Genomic DNA, 18166 nt, shown 5'->3' with positions numbered 1-18166 from the left:
CCTCAGAGTCCGACGACGCCAGGCAGGCCGCCGATATCTTTGATTTCGGTGTACTGGTAGTACGGGTTCGCCGGTTCATGACCGCGATTGACCCAGACTTTGTTTTTGATGCCGAGATCGTAGGCGGTCATCAGGTCATAGCGGAAGCTGGAGGAGACGTGCAGGATCTCTTCCGGGCCGCAGCCAAGCTTATCCAGCATGTACTCGAAGCCCTTCATCTGCGGTTTATAGGCACCCGCCTCTTCCGCCGTGATGGTCATGTGGATCGGCGCACCCAGACGCGGTATATGGTGCGGGATCAGGTCTTTCATCGAGTTGGTCAGCAGCACCAGCGGAAACTCTTTTGCGACTTTCGCCAGCCCGGCCGGCACGTCGAGGTGCGGACCCCAGCTGGCGCAATCGGTGTAAATGAAGTCGCTGTCGGCTTTATCCCACTTAACGCCCCACTTTTTGCAGGTGCGCTGGATCGCATTGCTGACCACGTCGTAATAAGGTTTCCATGCGCCGAGCACCTCATCCAGCCGGTAGCTGGCAAAGTCAGCGGTGAAGGCGTGCATGGCCTCAGGGTCGACGCGGTTGCTGAAACAGCGTTCCGCCGCACCGGCCATATCGAAGCGAATCAGCGTGCCGTAACAGTCAAACGTGATGAATTTCGGTTTAAACAGTGCCATGTAACACCCTCGTCTTGTCAGTTGCGCTTAGAAATCGATGAGTACGCTCTTCTGGCGCTGGCAGGCCTGAAACGCCTGACGCCCTAAATCCTTACCAATGCCGGAGCCGAGAAAGCCGCCGGTGGGAATGATGAAGTCGCCGGAGCGGCCATAGCGGTTAATCCAGACGGTGCCTGCGTCAATCGCCCGCATCGCCCGCAGCGCGCGTGGCAGGCTCAGGGTGTGGACACCGGCGCAGAGGCCGTAGGTGTCGTGTGCAGCCATCGCCAGCCCCTGCTCTTCATCATCAAACGTCTGTACCGTCAGCACCGGGCCAAAAATTTCCTGCTGAACCGCCGGGTTATCCTGCGATACATGGCTCAGCAGCGTCGGCTGCCAGAACCAGCCGTTGTCGGTGTCGGCAAAGCGTTCTCCGCCCACCAGCACCTCTGCGCCCTGCGCTTTTGCAGCTTCAATGACCGAGCAGACTTTGTTGCCCTGGCGTTCATCGATCAGCGGCGCGTAGCGGCTGCCCTCCTGCCAGGTAACGCCCGGTTTCACTTCCCGGCAAAGCTGGGCCAGCCGCTCAACCAGCGGATCGGCAATGTTGCGCTGCACAATAAGACGGGTGCCCGCCACGCAGGCCTGACCGCCGTTGGCGGTGAAGCCGCGCAGAATGCGCTGAGCCAGCACCTCAAGGTCACCCGCATCATTAAATACCAGCTGCGGGCTTTTGCCGCCCAGCTCCAGCGTCACCGGTTTCATGCCGTGCTGCGCGGCATCGCTCATGATGCGCGCGCCGGTCAGGGTCGAGCCGGTAAACGAGACTTTGCGCACCAGTGGATGTTTCACCAGCGCACTGCCGGTCACCGCGCCACTGCCCTGCACAATGTTCAGCACGCCCGCTGGCAGGCCCGCCTGAATCGCCAGTTCGGCCATGCGCACCGTCGAAAACGGGGTGAGTTCAGAGGGTTTCAGCACCACCGCATTGCCTGCTGCCAGCGCGGGTCCGCATTTCCACGACGCCATCGACAGCGGGAAATTCCACGGGGTAATGGCGGCGATGACGCCATAGGGTTCGGCAATCAGCATGCCGAGGCTGCTGTCGCGGGTGGGAAAGAGATCGCCGCTGTATTTGTCGGCGCATTCGGCGTAAAAGCGAATGGCTTCGGCGGTAAACGGAATTTCGTGCAGCACCACGTCGCTGATGGGCCGGGTTGAGCCCAGCGCTTCCAGCTGTGCCAGCAGCGCGTCCTGCTCAATCAGATCGGCCCAGCGGCGTAACACGCGACCGCGTTCACGCGGTGGACAGCCAGACCAGCCGCTGGTTTTCAACGCCTGATGCGCCACGGTGACGGCACGATCAACATCCTGAGACGTGGCGTCCTGCAGCGTGGCATAGACCCTGCCATCAGAGGGCCGTTTAACCTCAAAGGCTGGGCCCTGGCTCTGGCAGTGCTGGCCGCCAATATAATGGCCAGACGGAAGAGAAATTTTTTCAGGGTCGAAACTTAACATGGAAGAATTCCTTATTTGTAACACCCATCAGTTGCTGGCTTATTAGCGTTTTTAACTGGCGATTTCTGCGCTGTTAATAAGCTAATGCAGAAAGTATGCCAGCCGGGCAAAAAATAAAAATGCGTTTAAAACAGCGCAAAAAAATTTTCTGCCGTATTGCCGGGGTAATTTTTGCGGATTTGCCGAACAATTAAACAGATGATTTACTTCACAAAATTTATGCGCCCTGCTGGTGCAACCTGCACGGAAATTGCACCAAAGCGGATATTCCGGCTCAGGCTGCTTACTTCTGCACTCATAACACACCGATTTACCGACCGGCCTCACATCCCTGATAAATTCTTTACTTTTTAAAGAGGATTATTTGACGCAGCAGAAATAATTCTGTGTGTCAGGCAAAAACGCCAGCCGGATCGTCCGGCTGGCGTTTTGGTCATATTTAATTACAGACTGCCAATGTGAAAAGTTTTCTGTTCCAGATATTCATCAATTCCGTAGCGGGATCCTTCCCGGCCAATACCGGAAAGTTTCACGCCACCAAAGGGGGCAACTTCAAGAGAAATCGCGCCGGTATTAAAGCCGACCATGCCAAACTCCAGCGCTTCCGCCACCCGCCAGGCCCGCCGGATACTTTCGGTAAAGAAGTAGGCGCCCAGTCCGTAGGGCGTGTCATTCGCCATTGCGATGGCCTCATCCTCATCATCAAAGATAAACAGCGGCGCGACCGGACCGAATGTCTCTTCATGGGCAATGCGCATGCTGGACGTAACATCGCCAAGCACCGTAGGCTGAACAAAAGTACCATTGCCCTGGCTGATGCCGCCGGTCAGCAGCGTGGCACCCTGGCTGAGCGCATCATCGATGTGACCATTCACCTTCTCTACCGCGCGTGGGTTGATCAGCGGACCAATGGTGCTGTCGGGCGCAAAGCCATCACCCACTTTCAGGGTGGCGACCGCCTCCAGCAGTCGCGCGGTGAAGCGCGGATAGATGTTGCGCTGTACCAGGATGCGGTTGGCGCAGACGCAGGTCTGCCCGGCGTTGCGGAACTTGCTGAGCATGACGCCCGCGACCGCAATCTCGATGTCGGCATCATCGAACACGATCAGCGGCGCGTTGCCGCCCAGCTCCAGGCTCAGACGTTTGATGCTGTCAGCGCTCTGCTGCATTAATAGCTGCCCGATGCGGGTCGAGCCGGTGAAGGAGATTTTACGTACCGTGCGGCTTTCAGTCAGTGCCGCGCCAATCTCCGTGGGCAGGCCGGTCAGCACCTGTAATACGCCTGACGGGAAACCGGCACGCTCTGCCAGCACCGCGAGGGCCAGTGCCGAGAGCGGCGTTAATTCAGAGGGTTTGACGATAATCGGGCATCCGGCGGCCAGCGCGGGGGCCACCTTGCGGGTGATCATCGCTATCGGGAAGTTCCAGGGTGTGATGGCGGCGGCAACGCCTACCGGCTGTTTCAGCACCAGAATGCGCCGGTCGTCACTGGGCGCGGGAATGGTGTCGCCATAGATACGGCGCGCCTCTTCCGCGAACCATTTCACAAAGCTGGCCCCGTAGAGCACTTCGCCCCTGGCTTCCGCCAGCGGTTTTCCCTGCTCTGCGGTCATGATGATCGCCAGGTCGTCAGCATGTTCAATAATCAGCTGATGCCATTTTTCCAGCAGCGCGGCACGGCTGGCGTTAGTGGTTTTTCCCCAGCTGATGCGAACCGTTTCCGCATAGGCTATCGCCTGCTCTGTTTCAGCACGGCCCAGCGCCGGTATGGTCGCCAGCGTTTCGCCCGTGGCGGGATCGGTAACCGGCAGCGTGGCACCCTGATGTGCATCCTGCCAGCGTCCGGCAAACAGCGCCTGCTGGCGCAACAGATCGCTGTCTTTAAGTTGTAATCGCGACATAACATCCCCTTGTGGTCAGCTGATTCCACTTTATCGCGCCGGGTCAGCGCAGGATGTTGTTGTGCGGGGTCAGAAAGGTCGCTAAGCGAGTTTTTCGCGGGGATTTGAAATTTTATGCTGTACGGAAATGGGCGCGCATCCGGTGGGATGCGCACGCGCCTTAAATCTGGAAGTCGATGACCGGTTCGTCGTCATTACTGTAGGAGAGTGCCTGACGTTTGATCTCCTCCAGCGACAGGTTTGCATTGCAGAGTTCCAGGAACTGCCAGACATAATTACGCTGCAGCTGTCCACGCTTGAGGCCGAGCCAGACGGTGCTGGCATCAAACAGATGCGTGGCGTCGATGCGTACCAGCTCTTCACTCTCTTCCGTTTCACACGCCTGATCGGCCAGTATCCCGACGCCGAGACCAAGTTTAACGTAGGTTTTCACCACGTCGGAGTCCTGGGCGCTGAGCACAATGTCCGGTTTTAAACCCGCCGACTGGAAGGCACGGTCAACCCGCGAACGGCCGGTGATACCCTGGCGGTAAGTAATGAGGGGATAACGGCTGAGGGTGCTCAGTGAAACCGGTTGATTCTGCACCAGCTCATGATCTTTCGGCACCAGTAACGCATGATGCCAGCTGAACCAGGGGAATGCCGCCAGACTGCTGTTATTGACCAGCATTTCACTGGCGATGCCGATGTCCGCTTCACCCGCCAGCAGCATGGTGACAATTTCCTGCGGCGATCCCTGGTTGAGTTCCAGACGAACGTTGGGATAGAGCTGACGAAACGCTTTAATGATTTTCGGCAGGCTGTAGCGCGCCTGAGTATGGGTCGTTGCAATAGTCAGGATGCCGCTGGTTTCATTAGTAAAGACATCGGCCAGACGTCGTACTTTCCCTGCTTCATCGAGGATGCGTTCGGCGATGGTCAGCAGCGCTTTACCCGGTTCGGTCATTCCCAGCAGGCGCTTACCGCGACGAATAAAAATCTCAACACCCAGCTCATCTTCCAGGTCACGAATGTGCCGACTGACACCTGACTGAGAAGTAAACAGCGTATTAGCGACTTCCGTTAAGTTAAACTCACAGCGGGCCGCCTCGCGGATGATTTTAAGCTGCTGGAAATTCACGACATTTACCTCTCTTTACATAATCTGATTCCCTGATGTTAAGAACTATTATTGATAACAGGAAATACTAAAAAATTTGGCTTTATGACTTTAGGGAATAAAGAGGCCGCGGATGCGCTGAGGTGTTCGCTGCGCGAACGGGCTATGAGAAGGTTTCGTTCGCCTGACGGGCCGGGCAGTTTCAGAATCGCCTTTGCAGGCGACCGACAAGGGGCGCCAGTCGCCGCGCCCCTTGACCCCCGGCTCCGGCCTGCTTCACCGCCGCTTCGCGGTCCCTTCGCTTCTTCCGGATTTCTCACGGACCGCCGGGACGCGCCATCCCTGGCGCGAACCCGCCTCTTCGCGACATCCCTGTCGCTCGTCCTGAAATCCCTCATCCGCTCAGCGGCTCTGACGGCCTCCCTTACCCCTCGCTGTTATTTCTTCTTTCTTTGTTAGGCACGTTATCGCTTTACGTTTCCGGAAGGGTCTTTAGGCAGCAGACAACGCTGCACTAAAAAAACATAAAAATTTTGCAGGCGGGGGTTTGGGAGAGGCATCCGAAGTGCTGAGGAACAACCGGAGGCCAGGATGAGCCGACAGGACGTCGGCGAAAGGACGGTTCGCGCCAGGGATGGCGCGTCCGGACGGTCCGTCGGCCGCAGGGCGTGACGAAGGCACCCCGCAAAGCGGGGCGCGCAGGCTGCCGGACGCCGGGATTGTTAAGGGGCGGGCGTCCGCCCCTTGACGCGTCCGCCTGCACAGGCACCCTGAAACTCCTCATCGCCTGGCGGGCGTAACCTGCTCAATGTCAGCCCGCTGCAAGGCGAAAGCAACCTGAAACTCCCCACCGCCTGGCGGGCGTAACCTTCTCAGACTCAGCCCGCTGCAAAGCTCGCCCCCCTACCCCACTAACATCAACTCCCGCTCCTCATTAAGCGGCTTATTCAGCAGCGACAGCAGGATATTTTTAACGGCCTGTGCAGAAGGCGACAGCGGCAGACGGGCTGAGATGTTCAGCGACAGCGGAAGACTCAGTGACGGGCTGTTGATGCGGGACATCCAGGCATCGGTTGAACCTACCAGCGCACGGGCGGCCGATTCAGGTAACACGGTGACACCCATGCCGCTGGAAATGGCTGCGGTCAGGGTTGAAATCGATTCGATCTCACCAATGATGCGCGCACTCAGGCGACGCAGTGAAAAGGCCTCATCAACCCGTTTGCGCACTGCGCTGTAGTCGCGTGGTAAAAACAGGCTCATCTGCGCTACATCGGCCAGATCGACGCTGGCACCTGGGTAGTCGGTAGCGCCGACCAGGAAGAGATCTTCTTTCATCAGCGGCATGCTGTTGATGCCGGCAGTCGGAGCGCGATCGTACAGTACCGCCATATCCAGCTGACCGTTCATCACTTTCTCATTCAGCACGCTGCCGCTGTTTTCGTGCAGGTAGACCAGTACTTCAGGAAACTGATCGCGAACGGTTTGCAGCAGCGGCATGGTCAGCGAGGAGGCTGCTGTGCCGGGTGCCAGACCAATTGATACCTGGCCGCTCAGCACCTGACCGGCATTAATGACCGCCGTCTGGGCCTGCTCGCACTGGCGCAGAATAGTACGCGCATGACCATAGAGAATCTTTCCGGCTTCCGTTGGCGTGACGCCGCGCTTGGTGCGGATCAGTAGCTGCTGATCCAGCTCATTCTCCAGCGTTGCCACCTGCTGACTGAGTGCAGGCTGCGCGATGTGCAGCACTTCCGCTGCCTGCGTCAGACTGCCGATATCGACGATTTTCACGAAGTACTTCAGTCGTCTTAAATTCATCTTGCCTCCGTCACTTACCCTGAATAGCGAAAGGGGTCTGGCCCATCGCTCTGATGACAGAGATTTTGCAAGATGCAGGCCAGGTTTAAATCCTGTGCCTTGCCCGTCAGCCAGATTTTTCCTAACGGCCCGGAAAATAAGCGTTTCTGATTACCTCTTAAGGGTTAATAAGGATCAGGAATGCGTAATAGCAACAGAGGAGTCGAGCGGGCGCACTGTGGCAGTGCAGATGCTGCGAGTCAGACGTGCAGAAAAGTGATGACGGGCTGTACAGTTTTAGTGCAGTGGAAACGTATTGCACCGGATGAAGGCTTGCCGGACTTACAGGAAAGCATTAACCAACAGGCTGAGAATGTAACCGCTATCAGCGGGATTTCTTATCGCTGACGCTTCCTGAAGACAAAAAAGCAACCGTTGCCCTCTCCCGTTGCGGAAGAAGGCAACGCCTGCTGATTAACGTTTTTTACGGTTACGATGCATGTCGATAGAGACCGCAGCGACGATGATCACCCCTTTGATGATGTCCTGAATATAGGCATCGACACCCACGAAGGTGAATCCGCTTTTAATCAGGCCAAGGATAACGGCACCGATTAATGTGCCGGTGATACGGCCGACACCGCCCATCAGGCTGCTGCCGCCGATAACGGCTGCGGCAATCGCATCCAGCTCGTAGGACATCCCCATGCTCGACTGGCCGCTGCTGACGCGCGCCGCCAGTACCACACCCGCCAGGCCAGAGAGCGCGCCGGCAATGGTGTAGACGATGATCAGATACTTATTAACGTTGATACCGGAGACTTTCGCCGAGGTCATGTTGCCGCCGATGGCGTAAACATATTTACCGTAGCGGGTATGTTTCAGGGCGATGTGGAACAGCAGTGCCACCACCAGGAAAATCACGACCGGCATGGCACCCTGACCGATTGAGGTAAAGCCATCGGAAAGGAAGCTGATCGGATTGCCCTGGGTGTAATACTGCGCCAGACCGCGTGCCGACACCATCATGCCCAGCGTGGCAATGAAGGGCGGAATGCCGGTGCGGGTAATCAGTACACCATTGACCGCACCCGCCAGCAGACCAACACCGATACCGGCCGCAATAGGGATCACCGCAGGCATATTAACCAGCGACGGATACATCGGCGACAGGCTGTCAGAGGTCTGCGCCAGACTGGCGGCGACCACCGCCGCCAGGGCGATGACGGAACCGGACGAGAGATCGATACCGGTGGTGATAATGACCTGGGTCACGCCAACGGCGATAATCCCGATAATCGCCACCTGCAGGACAATGAGGATCAGACGGTTGGTGTTGAGCAGGAAAGACTGGTCACGCACGTACCAGCCGAACATTTCAAAAATCAATGCAATCCCCACCATCACCACAAAAATGCCGGTATCTTTCGGCAGTTTATGGCGCAGGCTGGCAAAAAAAGAGGGTTGCTGCGGGGCTGCCGGGGTAGCAGTAGCTTTCATATTGCTCATAGTGGTCTCGCGCCTCACTCGGATGCCAACGACAGAATGGTTTCCTGATCGGCTTCTTCTTTATCGAGGATGCCGGTTATACGCCCGCCGTGCATCACCATCACCCGGTCGCTCATGCCAAGGATTTCCGGCAGTTCAGAGGAGACCATGATGATAGCCACGCCACGGTTGGCGAGTTCACTGATTAAGCGGTAAATCTCCGCTTTAGCACCGACGTCTATACCGCGCGTCGGTTCGTCCAGAATCAGAATCTTCGGTTGTGCCAGCAGCCAGCGGGCAATCAGAACCTTCTGCTGATTACCGCCGCTGAGGTTATTGATGATCTGATCCATGGTCGGCGTTTTGATATTGAGCCGACGGATTTGCTCCATGCAGTCCTGCGCCATCTTCACATGACTGACAAAACCGCTTTTGCCGATGTACTCCGGCATGTTGACGATGCTCATGTTCTCCATCACCGACAGCACCAGAAACAGACCGGACTTTTTACGGTCCTCGGTCAGGAACGCCATGCCCTTTTCAATCGCGGTAGAGGGTGAGTCGATCGTCACCGGTACGCCATCAATCAGGATCTCACCGCTGTCGAAACTCTCCATGCCGAACAGGCTTTCCATCACCTCGCTGCGACCAGCCCCCACCAGCCCGGCGACACCAAGGATTTCACCCCGGCGCACGCTGAAACTAACATCGGTGAAACGATCTTTGCAGGTGAGATTACGCACCGTCAGCACTTCTTCCCCGATGGCACTGTTGAATTTCGGGAACAGCTGTGTCAGCTCGCGTCCTACCATCTGTGTAATCAGCGACTGACGGGTATATTTCGCCGTCTGATCGCTGGCGATCCAGCTGCCGTCGCGGAAAATACTGACTTCATCGGTGATGTTGAAAATCTCATCCATCTTGTGGCTGATGTAGATGATGGCTTTACCCTGCTCCCGCAGATCGCGAATGATGGTAAACAGATGCGCCACTTCGGTTTCCGTCAGCGCGGAGGTCGGCTCATCCATAATGACGATGTCTGAATCCCAGGAGACCGCTTTGGCAATCTCGACCATCTGCTGCGACGCAATGCTCAGCTCGCCCACCATCCGCTCGGCTTTCAGGCGGATATTCAGGCGGTTGAGCAGTTCCTGCGTCTTCAGATTAAGTCGGGCGTGGTCGACAAAGCCAAACTTCATCGGCTCACGGCCCAGCCAGATATTCTCGGCGACGGTCATGTAAGGCACCAGATTGAGTTCCTGGTGGATCATTGAAATGCCGGAACGCAACGCGTCCATGGTGTCCTGAAACTGCACCGGCTCCCCTTTAATTTTGATGGTGCCCTTATCGGGACGATACATCCCGATAAGGCACTTCATTAAAGTGGATTTGCCCGCGCCATTTTCGCCCATCAAGGCATGTACCGTTCCCGGACGCACCCGCAACGACACGTTGTCGAGGGCTTTGACGCCGGGGAAGAACTTGCTGATGCCTTCGGCTTCAAGCGCAAACGCGTTCATACATCACCTCCGTACAGCTGGGTCGGGAACGATTATTTCAGGTTACGCTGGGTAAACTGTTCCATATTTTCTTTGGTAATCAGCTGGTAAGGGATGTTGATAATTTTCTGGACTTGTTCGCCTTTCACCAGTTTGATCGCCGTCTGTACTGAGCCTTCACCCTGGCCCTTCGCATCCTGGAATACGGTGGCGACCATCTTGCCCTGCTTCAGCATCTGCAGCGCATCAGGTGTACCATCGACGCCAGCAATCAGGATTTTGTTCGGGTTTTTACCCAGTGCCTGCAGCGCACCGATTGCCATTTCATCGTTGTTCGACGCGATAGCATTGATTTCATCACCGGCCGTCATCCAGTTACTGACCACATCCACCGCGTCGTTACGGGTAAATTTGGCGGTCTGCTTCTGAACAATTTTGATGCCAGGATATTTAGCGGCCACTTCTTCCACGCCTTTGGTACGGTCGCGAGTCGATTCATTCGCCAGGTCACCCATCAGAATGGCGACGTTGCCTTTGCCGTTCATTGCTTTCGCCAGCGCTTCCATCTGTAACCGCCCGGCCAGTTCTGAATCGGAACCCACATAGGCCATTTTGCCGGTGAGTTCAGCCCCTGGACGGCGGTTAACAAAGACCAGCGGAATGCCCGCTTTGCTTGCCTGATCCATAATTGGTTTCACCGCGTTGGTGTCGACCGGGTTAACGATCAGGGCATCAACACCCTGGCCGATGAAGTTCTGAACCTGCTGAAGCTGCTGTGAAACGTCGCCTTTTGCATCCTCAACCTGGCCTTTAACACCATCCTTCTGCATCTCTTTCTGCATTGACGTACGCAGAATCGTCAGGAAGTTGTCATCAAACAGCGCCATCGAGACGCCCACTGAGATATCTTTTGCCATAACCGCGGCAGGTAACATGCAGGCTAACAGTGAGGCGACAATCGTTTTTTTAATGTTCATAGGGACCCTTCTTATTTGTTAACTTGCTCAGCGGCTGAACCCGCGAATGAAAAATATCTTTTACATTCACCCAGCCTGTCTGGCGTCTGTTTCGGGAAATTTGAGGTAAGACTTCAGGTTATGGCTATTTTTGTGATCGACCACTCCTTTTCACAATCACTTGATCTGCAAACAGTTAGTTTAAAAATGCCGTTTCATTTCCGGATGATAATCACGACCGTGATGATAAGCAGTTTATTTGTTCCATATAATGTCGTTTTGAAATTTTTATCATAAAAGCACTGAAACGGTTGTTTTAACATCGGCAAACAACAAAACTTTGACATGCCTCTAACATCTGCCGAGAAATGCCCGCAAAGTGAGATCCTGTTGGCAGTTTGAAAAGCCAGCAGATTTGCGTAAAAACCGCCAATCCGCTGCTTTTACGAGCATCTGAACGCAATTCAGTAAACAGGGCTTTGACAAGCGGGATCAGCGCCGTTAATATTCGCCCCGTTCAAGCGATTCCTCTGTAGTTCAGTCGGTAGAACGGCGGACTGTTAATCCGTATGTCACTGGTTCGAGTCCAGTCAGAGGAGCCAGAATTAGAAAAGCCCGCTCAGGGAAACCTGAGCGGGCTTTTTGCATTTATGATTTTTAATCACGGTGGCATGGTTTTCACGCCAGAGGCTTACACCACGAACCCGTAGTGGGAACCATCCGGCAGCTCCACCACCAGCCGCAGTTTCCCCCCTGCCGCATCCACATAGCGTTTGAGCGTGGAAAGCTTCAGGTCACGCCCCGGCTTTTCCATACCCGCCACAGTCGGCTGTGTGATGCCCAGCGCCTGCGCCATTTCGACCTGCGTTTTCTGCACTTTCTCACGCAGCTCGGCAAGGTGAATGTTGAGCAGGATTTCGGTCGCCATGGCCTGTGCGTCGGCAACGACTTCCGGTTTTTCATCCGCAATAAGCTGTTCCAGCGTTCTGCCCATCACGTTACTCCTTATGGTTAAAGCTTTTTAGCCAGTGTGTGAATTCCCGATCGGCAACCGGAAGCATCTCCCGATAAAATCGCTTTTCATTGCCCGCCTTATTACCGGCACACAGCACAATTGCCGTGCGGTTCGGGTCAAAAGCAAAGAAAGCCCTTATTGGGTCGCCGCGGCTCTGGATACGTAACTCTTTCATATTGATATAAGCGGAACCTTTAATCGTATCCGCATAGGGTCGGCTTAATCCCGGCCCCTTTTCCCGCAACACCATCAATGCAGCCAGAACGCAGGCGCGATCGCTGTCATTAAGCAACGTAAACCAGAGATCAAACCGCTCTGTCGTTTTAATCATCCACACGGGATCTCCTTATCAATATAGGTCAGATACTATATAGGTGTAAAGCGATAACCGAGTGTGATGTAGCGGAATGTCAAAATCATGGGTCTTAAATGAGATGCGAGAGAAGTATTCAGTTATGTCAGTGAAAACCGCACAAGATCTGCACAGATTCGCGAGCTGTATCTGATTTGCTGCGGGTTATGGTGATCTCATGGCGGTCAGACGAAAGCCCACTCAGACTTCACTGAGTGGGCTTTAAGAAGGCTAGCGGCTAAACGCTAAGAGGTAACGCCTGGCGCGTGCTTATGGCAACACGATACGAACAATTTCGTCAGTGCCCTTCGTGGAAGAATCTTTGTTAAATTCCGCTTTAAGGGTGACAAAAAGGGTATTGTTATCCGGACCTATCAGCAGGCTGTTGGGATTTTTTTCGAACGACCAGCTGTTTTTCACCGCATAGGTCGTGGCATCCAGTTGCAGCACTTTCTTCGATTCGCGCTGGCTGATGTAAAGCTCATTGCGCTTAGCGTTGAACTTAATGCCCAGCGCATCCCCTTCGATACGTTTGATGACCTTTCCGGTGCGCTCATCAAATATCAGCGTGACTTTGCCCTGGGAATCGTCGGTCACAAACAGGCGACCGGTTGCTGGATCTTCCGCCATGTTCAGGAACAGGTACGCTTTGCCATCGCCTGCCGTCCAGCGCTTCTCAATTTTGTGGCTGCGCGGATTGATCACCAGGATTTCACCCGAGCCATTGGCCGCATAAATGCGCTCAGTCAGCGGCGAGTAAATGATACCGGTCACCCATTTACCGGCATTTTTAATTTCGGTTTTAAGCTTAAAGGTGCGGGTATCTACCACGGAGATATAGCCCGGATCGGCTACACGGCCTACATAAAGTTCGTTGCCATGCCACAGGACTTCACGCGCACCAGCCGGATAGCCCTCTTTACTGATTTTGCCGGGGAACACCAGACGCTGAAGCACTTTGCCGCTCTGGGCATCCACTTTTGAAATCGCGCCATCCAGCGAGTTGGTAGTGTAGAAGACCTCACCCGCTTCATTGATAGCGGTGCCGAAATTTTTCATGTCGGTATGTGTTTCACCCTGAGTAGTTAGTGTGGCGGGGTCAAGACGGTAGATCATGCCGCCGTTCACATCCTTAAACGCCTGCGCACTGGCAACAAATAACGCTTTTGCTGCAGGAGAATAAGCCATTTCATACAGACCATCCCCCAGGGCGCGCTGCGTTACCGCGCTGTCGACTGGTTTAGAGGCTTCTGCAGCAGGCGCATCAACTTTTCTAGCAGGTGCCTGACACGCTGTCAGGCTAATGGCAGCGGCGGCAGCCATGGCAACAGCGGCTTTGCGCGGGCTTAACGATTTCATGCAGAACTCCATCAGGGAATAAAGGGTGCCGGGCCATTCTGATCGGCCAGAATAAAGAATGCGAATCATACTCATTAACAGTCGCTAAGCAAACTACGGCTCAGATTCCTGTAGCGCTCCAGTGCGTTCTCACGCCATAAACCTTCAACTTCCGCTTTTTATTAGGGTCAATTCGCCCTTTTTCAGCGCCAGAATAATGTAAACGCCAGCAAGTATGAGGCTTTTATCTCGCTTATTTATCTGATTTATTTGAAATTAATACAATGTTACATCTTCAGTTGAATCTTACAGGGAATTTATAAAGCAAATGATTATCATTGGCATTCTCAAAATGGATTCAGCGTCTCTCTTCCTGTGATGGGCTGAGAAATATAACGATCAAAGCGTAATGACTTAACGCAATACCAACATTTAATGGAAAATTTATGGCTCGTAGTGGCAGGGAATCAGATTTTAAAAACGTTTTCAGCGTTTCATTACTGGCACTGACGGTGCATGCCCTTCTCAACCCCGCTCTGGCGGCAGCGGAAACATCGCAGGATATGGTAGTCAGCGCGACGCCCGCCGATAACAGTGAAAGTGAAAAGCAGAATTACGCAGTCCAGACCACCCGCGCGGGCACTAAACTAATGCTGACACCACGCGATGTGCCGCAATCCCTTAGCGTGGTGACACAACAGCGGATGCAGGATCAGGATCTGCAATCGGTCAACGATGTGCTGACTAACGCCACCGGTATCTCCACCAATCTGATCGACAGTGAACGCTCCGAATACTATTCACGCGGCTTTAAGGTCAGCAACTTCACGTTCGATGATATTCCGACGTCGGTTAACGATACATGGAATTACGGCGATGCGGCGTCTGACACGGCTATCTATGACCGCATTGAAATCGTGCGCGGAGCAACCGGGCTGATGACCGGCGCGGGCAGCCCTTCAGCCTCAATTAACATGGTGCGTAAACATGCCGACAGCAAAACCGCCACCGGTACGCTGAGCGCCAGCTATGGCAGCTGGAACAAACAGCGGTATGTGGCGGATCTCTCCTCTCCGCTAAACGGCGACGGCAGTCTGCGTGGGCGTGTAGTAACCGGTTATACCGATCAGCAGAACTGGCTGGACCGCTATCAGAAAACCCAAAAATTTATCTACGGTGTGATGGATGCCGATCTCTCTGAGAAGACCACGCTGTCACTGGGTTACGACTATGAAGATAACAATACCGGCAATCCGACCTGGGGTGGCCTGCCGATGTTTTACAGCAACAACGCCACCACACATTACGATCGCAGCCTGAATTCGTCAGCCAACTGGACACGTTACAACACTAACTCGCGCAAAGTCTTTGCGGACATCGAGCATAACTTTGATAACGGCTGGAATATTCATATCAACGGCACGCACGCCGAAAACACCTTTAGCGATAAGCTGCTCTATGTGATGGGCAATCCCGATCAGGAGAGCGGTGAAGGCACCACCGGCTACGGCAGCATGGATCGCGGCAAGCGTAAAATGGATTCCATTGATGGTTTCGCCAGCGGACCGTTTGACTTACTGGGCCGTCAGCACCTGTTAATGGCGGGTGCGAGCTACAGTCGCCAGCATAATGCCGCTTACAGTCAGGATGGTTTCAGCGATGCAGAGGCTCGTGAGATCGCCACTGCTGATATGGGTATTTTCAATAATCACTGGAGCGGTAACGTCGCGGAGCCTGAGTGGCAGGGCTGGTATCTCAACGATGATGACACGGTTCGTCAGAAATCGGTGTACAGTGCTGCACGTCTTTCGCTGGCCGATCCGCTGTCACTGATCGTTGGCGCACGCTATACCCAGTGGAGCACGAACGGCAGCAGCGGAGAGATGACCAAAAACAACACCACGCCTTACGCCGGGCTGGTCTATGACATCGATGACACCTGGTCCGCCTATGGCAGTTACACCGCCATTTTCCTGCCGCAGACCTATCGTGATACTCATGGCAGTTATCTCTCGCCTGTCACCGGGAAAAGCTACGAAACCGGTCTGAAATCGGCATGGAACGATGGGCTGCTGACGGCCAGCGTGGCGATTTTCCGCATCGAGCAGGATAACGTCGGTCAGGCGCTGGATGGCGTCTACCTGAGTGGCAGTGAGCAGGCCTATGTTGCAGCCAAAGGTGCTGTGAGTAAAGGTGCTGAGTTCGAACTAAATGGTGCGCTGACTGATAATCTGCAACTTACCTTTGGCGCAACCCGCTATGTGGCACGTGACCAGAGTGGCCGCTTTAACAGCTATCAGCCACAAACCTCATTTAAGCTTTTTACCCGTTATCAACTGGCCGCAATCACCGACCTGACTGTCGGCGGCGGCATCAACTGGCAGAACCGGGTATTTAAAGATGTCACTAATGCCAGCGGCGACAGCGTACGGGTTTATCAGGGCAGTTATCCCCTGGCGTCGTTGTTTGCCCGCTATCAGGTGAATAAGCAGGTCGCGGTGCAGGCCAACGTCGATAACCTCTTCGACCGCGAGTATTACAGCTATATGAACAGTTACGTATACGGTGAGCCACGTAATGTGAACGTCAGCGTTTCGTATCAGTTCTGAATGGCCTGCCAGAGATATCAAAAAGCCCGCGATGAATATCGCGGGCTTTTTTGTTTTTCAGCAACGAGGGCGGTGACTCCTGTGCAGCTGACTATCCTTTTAAAAGGGTTAATGAAAAGAGTCATACGTGAATATGTCTGAATTGTAGCTGGCTTATTTTATCGATTTATTACGCCAGAAAACAAAAGCAACCACCGCGGTTAACACACCAATCAGCGGCATGGTCGCTGCGCCCGCCAGAAAGTTGTGCTGGTCGATACGCTGGTTCCTGCGGATATCCGCGAAGCGTGCCAGCGCCTCTGTTTCATCTGATGCACGCACTTCCTCAAACTCTTTTTTATACCCCTGCTCTGTCAGATCTGAAGCCCGGTTTACGTCTGATCTTTTCAATGCAACGGTGTGTTTGCCTCTGGAATAGAATCTGTAGTCTGACATTCAGTGAGCTCGCGGTCAGTAGAGTGAATGTCTGTTATATCGGGCAGTCAGTGATTTGCAAAACGGTTTTGGTAAAGCATGGGGCACGATACAGATTTCGTGCTGGTTAAACTAACCGCACGTCATCTTCTGGCAGACTCCGTGCGGTACAGGCGACAACATTCCACGCGATGAGAGTGAGCGCGGCTCTTATATCACATCCAGCCCCAGATTCTCCCGCAGCGTGGCAAACTCATACTCCTCACGAAACAGCCCGCGACGACGCAGTTCCGGGATCACCAGTTCCACAAACAGATCGAGCTGTTCCGGCATGATGGCGGGCATGATGTTGAAGCCATCCGCACCACCCTGCTCCAGCCACAGCTGGAAGTCATCGGCGATATCTTCAGCCGTACCGACAATCACGCGGTGTCCGCGTGAACCGGCGGCGACGGCGGCCAGTTCGCGCAGCGTCAGGTTTTCGCGTTTTGCCATATCGGTCATCAGCTTAACGCGGCTCTGGTTCCCTTCGCCCAGCGGCACCTCCGGCACCGAGCCATCCAGCGGATACTGACTGAGATCCATGCTGAACCGCAGTGAGAGCTGACGCAGCCCATTCTCAATATCCACCAGCGTATTCAGCTCTTTCCACAGTGCCTTAGCGTCTTCGCGCGTGCGGCCAATAATCGGCATGACGCCAGGCATGATCACCACCTGATCCGGGTTGCGTCCGGCAGCCACCACCTGCGCCTTCTGCGCGCGATAGAAAGATTGCGCTTCTTCCAGACTGGCAGAGGCGGTAAAGATCACTTCCGCCGTCTCCGCCGCCAGCTTCTGACCATCCGCTGAAGAACCCGCTTCGATAATCACCGGACGGCCCTGCGGCGAACGGGTGATATTCAGTGGACCCTGCACCTGAAAATGTTCACCCTGATGATTAATCGGCTGGATCTTCTCATCAACAAAATAGTTTCCGGTCGCTTTATCCGGCTGCACGGCGCCCTCTTCCCAGCCCGCCCACAGTTTACAGGCCACCTCGAGGAACTCACGCGCACGGGCGTAGCGTGAAGCATGATCGGGCATGTCGCTGCGGCTGAAGTTACGCGCAACGTCTGTGGAAAACGAGGTGACGACGTTCCACGCGGCACGGCCCCGGCTGATGTGATCCAGCGATGAGAAGCTGCGCGCCAGCGTAAAGGGATCGCTGAAGGTGGTGGAGGCGGTCGCGGCCAGGCCAATGCGCCGGGTATTGACTGCCAGCGCCGCCAGCATCGTCAGGGGTTCAAGACGGGCCATGGTGGACGGCAGACGATACATGCTGGTTGCCAGAGCATCACCCACAAAGAAGAGGTCGAACTTACCCGCTTCGGCTTTTTTCGCCAGGGCGATCAGCCAGTCAATATCGGTGGGATCGCCCAGTTGTTCGGTCAGACGCCAGCCACTGACGTGCTGACCCACAGGTTGAACAAACAGGCCGAGCCGCAGGCGACGTGGTGAAGTTGCAGAGTTCATAAACGATTCCTGGTC

General features: G+C 54.8%; 14 protein-coding genes and 1 tRNA gene. 2 read left to right on the top strand and 13 right to left on the bottom strand.

Translation table 11 applies throughout. From position 1 onward, the window contains the following. Nucleotides 1-2: 2 nt before the first annotated feature. The 8 genes from EGO56_RS07145 to EGO56_RS07110 all read right to left on the bottom strand — a co-directional run bounded on the left by EGO56_RS07145 (nt 3) and on the right by EGO56_RS07110 (nt 10932). Nucleotides 3-671 (bottom strand): haloacid dehalogenase type II, encoded by a 669-nt coding sequence (locus EGO56_RS07145; RefSeq protein WP_135908215.1) that lies wholly within the window; start codon nt 669-671, stop codon nt 3-5. A gap of 27 nt (nt 672-698) precedes the next feature. Next, nucleotides 699-2168, bottom strand: coding sequence for an aldehyde dehydrogenase family protein (locus tag EGO56_RS07140; RefSeq protein ID WP_135908214.1), 1470 nt, complete (start codon nt 2166-2168; stop codon nt 699-701). Nucleotides 2169-2611: 443 nt separating this feature from the next. Further along, entirely contained in the window at nt 2612-4069 is a 1458-nt protein-coding gene (locus EGO56_RS07135) for an NAD-dependent succinate-semialdehyde dehydrogenase (RefSeq protein ID WP_135908213.1), read from the bottom strand. A gap of 160 nt (nt 4070-4229) precedes the next feature. Next, nucleotides 4230-5189 carry an HTH-type transcriptional regulator Cbl gene (gene cbl, locus EGO56_RS07130; protein WP_013358380.1) on the bottom strand — a complete coding sequence of 320 codons (960 nt, stop codon included), beginning with the start codon at nt 5187-5189 and terminating at the stop codon, nt 4230-4232. An 882-nt stretch (nt 5190-6071) separates the two neighbouring features. After that, nucleotides 6072-6989, bottom strand: a complete 918-nt coding sequence (nac, locus tag EGO56_RS07125) for a nitrogen assimilation transcriptional regulator NAC (RefSeq protein ID WP_013358381.1) — start codon at nt 6987-6989, stop codon at nt 6072-6074. 453 nt (nt 6990-7442) lie between these two features. Beyond that, entirely contained in the window at nt 7443-8468 is a 1026-nt protein-coding gene (locus tag EGO56_RS07120) for an ABC transporter permease (RefSeq protein ID WP_179291192.1), read from the bottom strand. 23 nt (nt 8469-8491) lie between these two features. Further along, entirely contained in the window at nt 8492-9976 is a 1485-nt protein-coding gene (locus EGO56_RS07115) for a sugar ABC transporter ATP-binding protein (protein ID WP_135908212.1), read from the bottom strand. Nucleotides 9977-10008: 32 nt separating this feature from the next. Beyond that, nucleotides 10009-10932 (bottom strand): sugar ABC transporter substrate-binding protein, encoded by a 924-nt coding sequence (locus EGO56_RS07110; protein WP_013358384.1) that lies wholly within the window; start codon nt 10930-10932, stop codon nt 10009-10011. A 505-nt stretch (nt 10933-11437) separates the two neighbouring features. On the opposite strand from EGO56_RS07110, the gene EGO56_RS07105 reads away from it, so the two are divergent. Further along, nucleotides 11438-11513 (top strand) — tRNA-Asn (locus EGO56_RS07105). Between the two features lie 89 nt (nt 11514-11602). On the opposite strand, the gene EGO56_RS07100 is transcribed toward EGO56_RS07105, so the two are convergent. From EGO56_RS07100 to EGO56_RS07090, 3 genes are all read right to left on the bottom strand, one after another. After that, complete coding sequence (locus tag EGO56_RS07100; protein ID WP_033733169.1) at nt 11603-11905, bottom strand: helix-turn-helix domain-containing protein; 303 nt, start codon at nt 11903-11905, stop codon at nt 11603-11605. A gap of 4 nt (nt 11906-11909) precedes the next feature. Then, entirely contained in the window at nt 11910-12263 is a 354-nt protein-coding gene (locus tag EGO56_RS07095; protein ID WP_135908211.1) for a type II toxin-antitoxin system RelE/ParE family toxin, read from the bottom strand. A 285-nt stretch (nt 12264-12548) separates the two neighbouring features. Further along, a complete protein-coding gene (locus tag EGO56_RS07090; RefSeq protein ID WP_135908210.1) occupies nt 12549-13637 on the bottom strand; it encodes a YncE family protein in 1089 nt (362 codons plus the stop codon). A gap of 425 nt (nt 13638-14062) precedes the next feature. Between EGO56_RS07090 and fhuE the strand changes: the two genes are divergently transcribed. Then, nucleotides 14063-16225, top strand: a complete 2163-nt coding sequence (gene fhuE, locus EGO56_RS07085; protein ID WP_135908209.1) for a ferric-rhodotorulic acid/ferric-coprogen receptor FhuE — start codon at nt 14063-14065, stop codon at nt 16223-16225. Nucleotides 16226-16378: 153 nt separating this feature from the next. On the opposite strand, the gene EGO56_RS22685 is transcribed toward fhuE, so the two are convergent. Together EGO56_RS22685 and EGO56_RS07075 are read right to left on the bottom strand one after the other, a co-directional pair. Next, nucleotides 16379-16546, bottom strand: a complete 168-nt coding sequence (locus EGO56_RS22685) for a hypothetical protein (RefSeq protein ID WP_371876272.1) — start codon at nt 16544-16546, stop codon at nt 16379-16381. A 303-nt stretch (nt 16547-16849) separates the two neighbouring features. Then, complete coding sequence (locus EGO56_RS07075; RefSeq protein ID WP_135908207.1) at nt 16850-18151, bottom strand: LLM class flavin-dependent oxidoreductase; 1302 nt, start codon at nt 18149-18151, stop codon at nt 16850-16852. Nucleotides 18152-18166: the final 15 nt, after the last annotated feature.

Source organism: Pantoea vagans, from assembly GCF_004792415.1.
Taxonomy (GTDB): domain Bacteria; phylum Pseudomonadota; class Gammaproteobacteria; order Enterobacterales; family Enterobacteriaceae; genus Pantoea; species Pantoea vagans.
The sequence above is the reverse complement of the archived record's forward strand: the minus strand, read 5'-3'. Positions and strand labels throughout refer to the sequence as shown.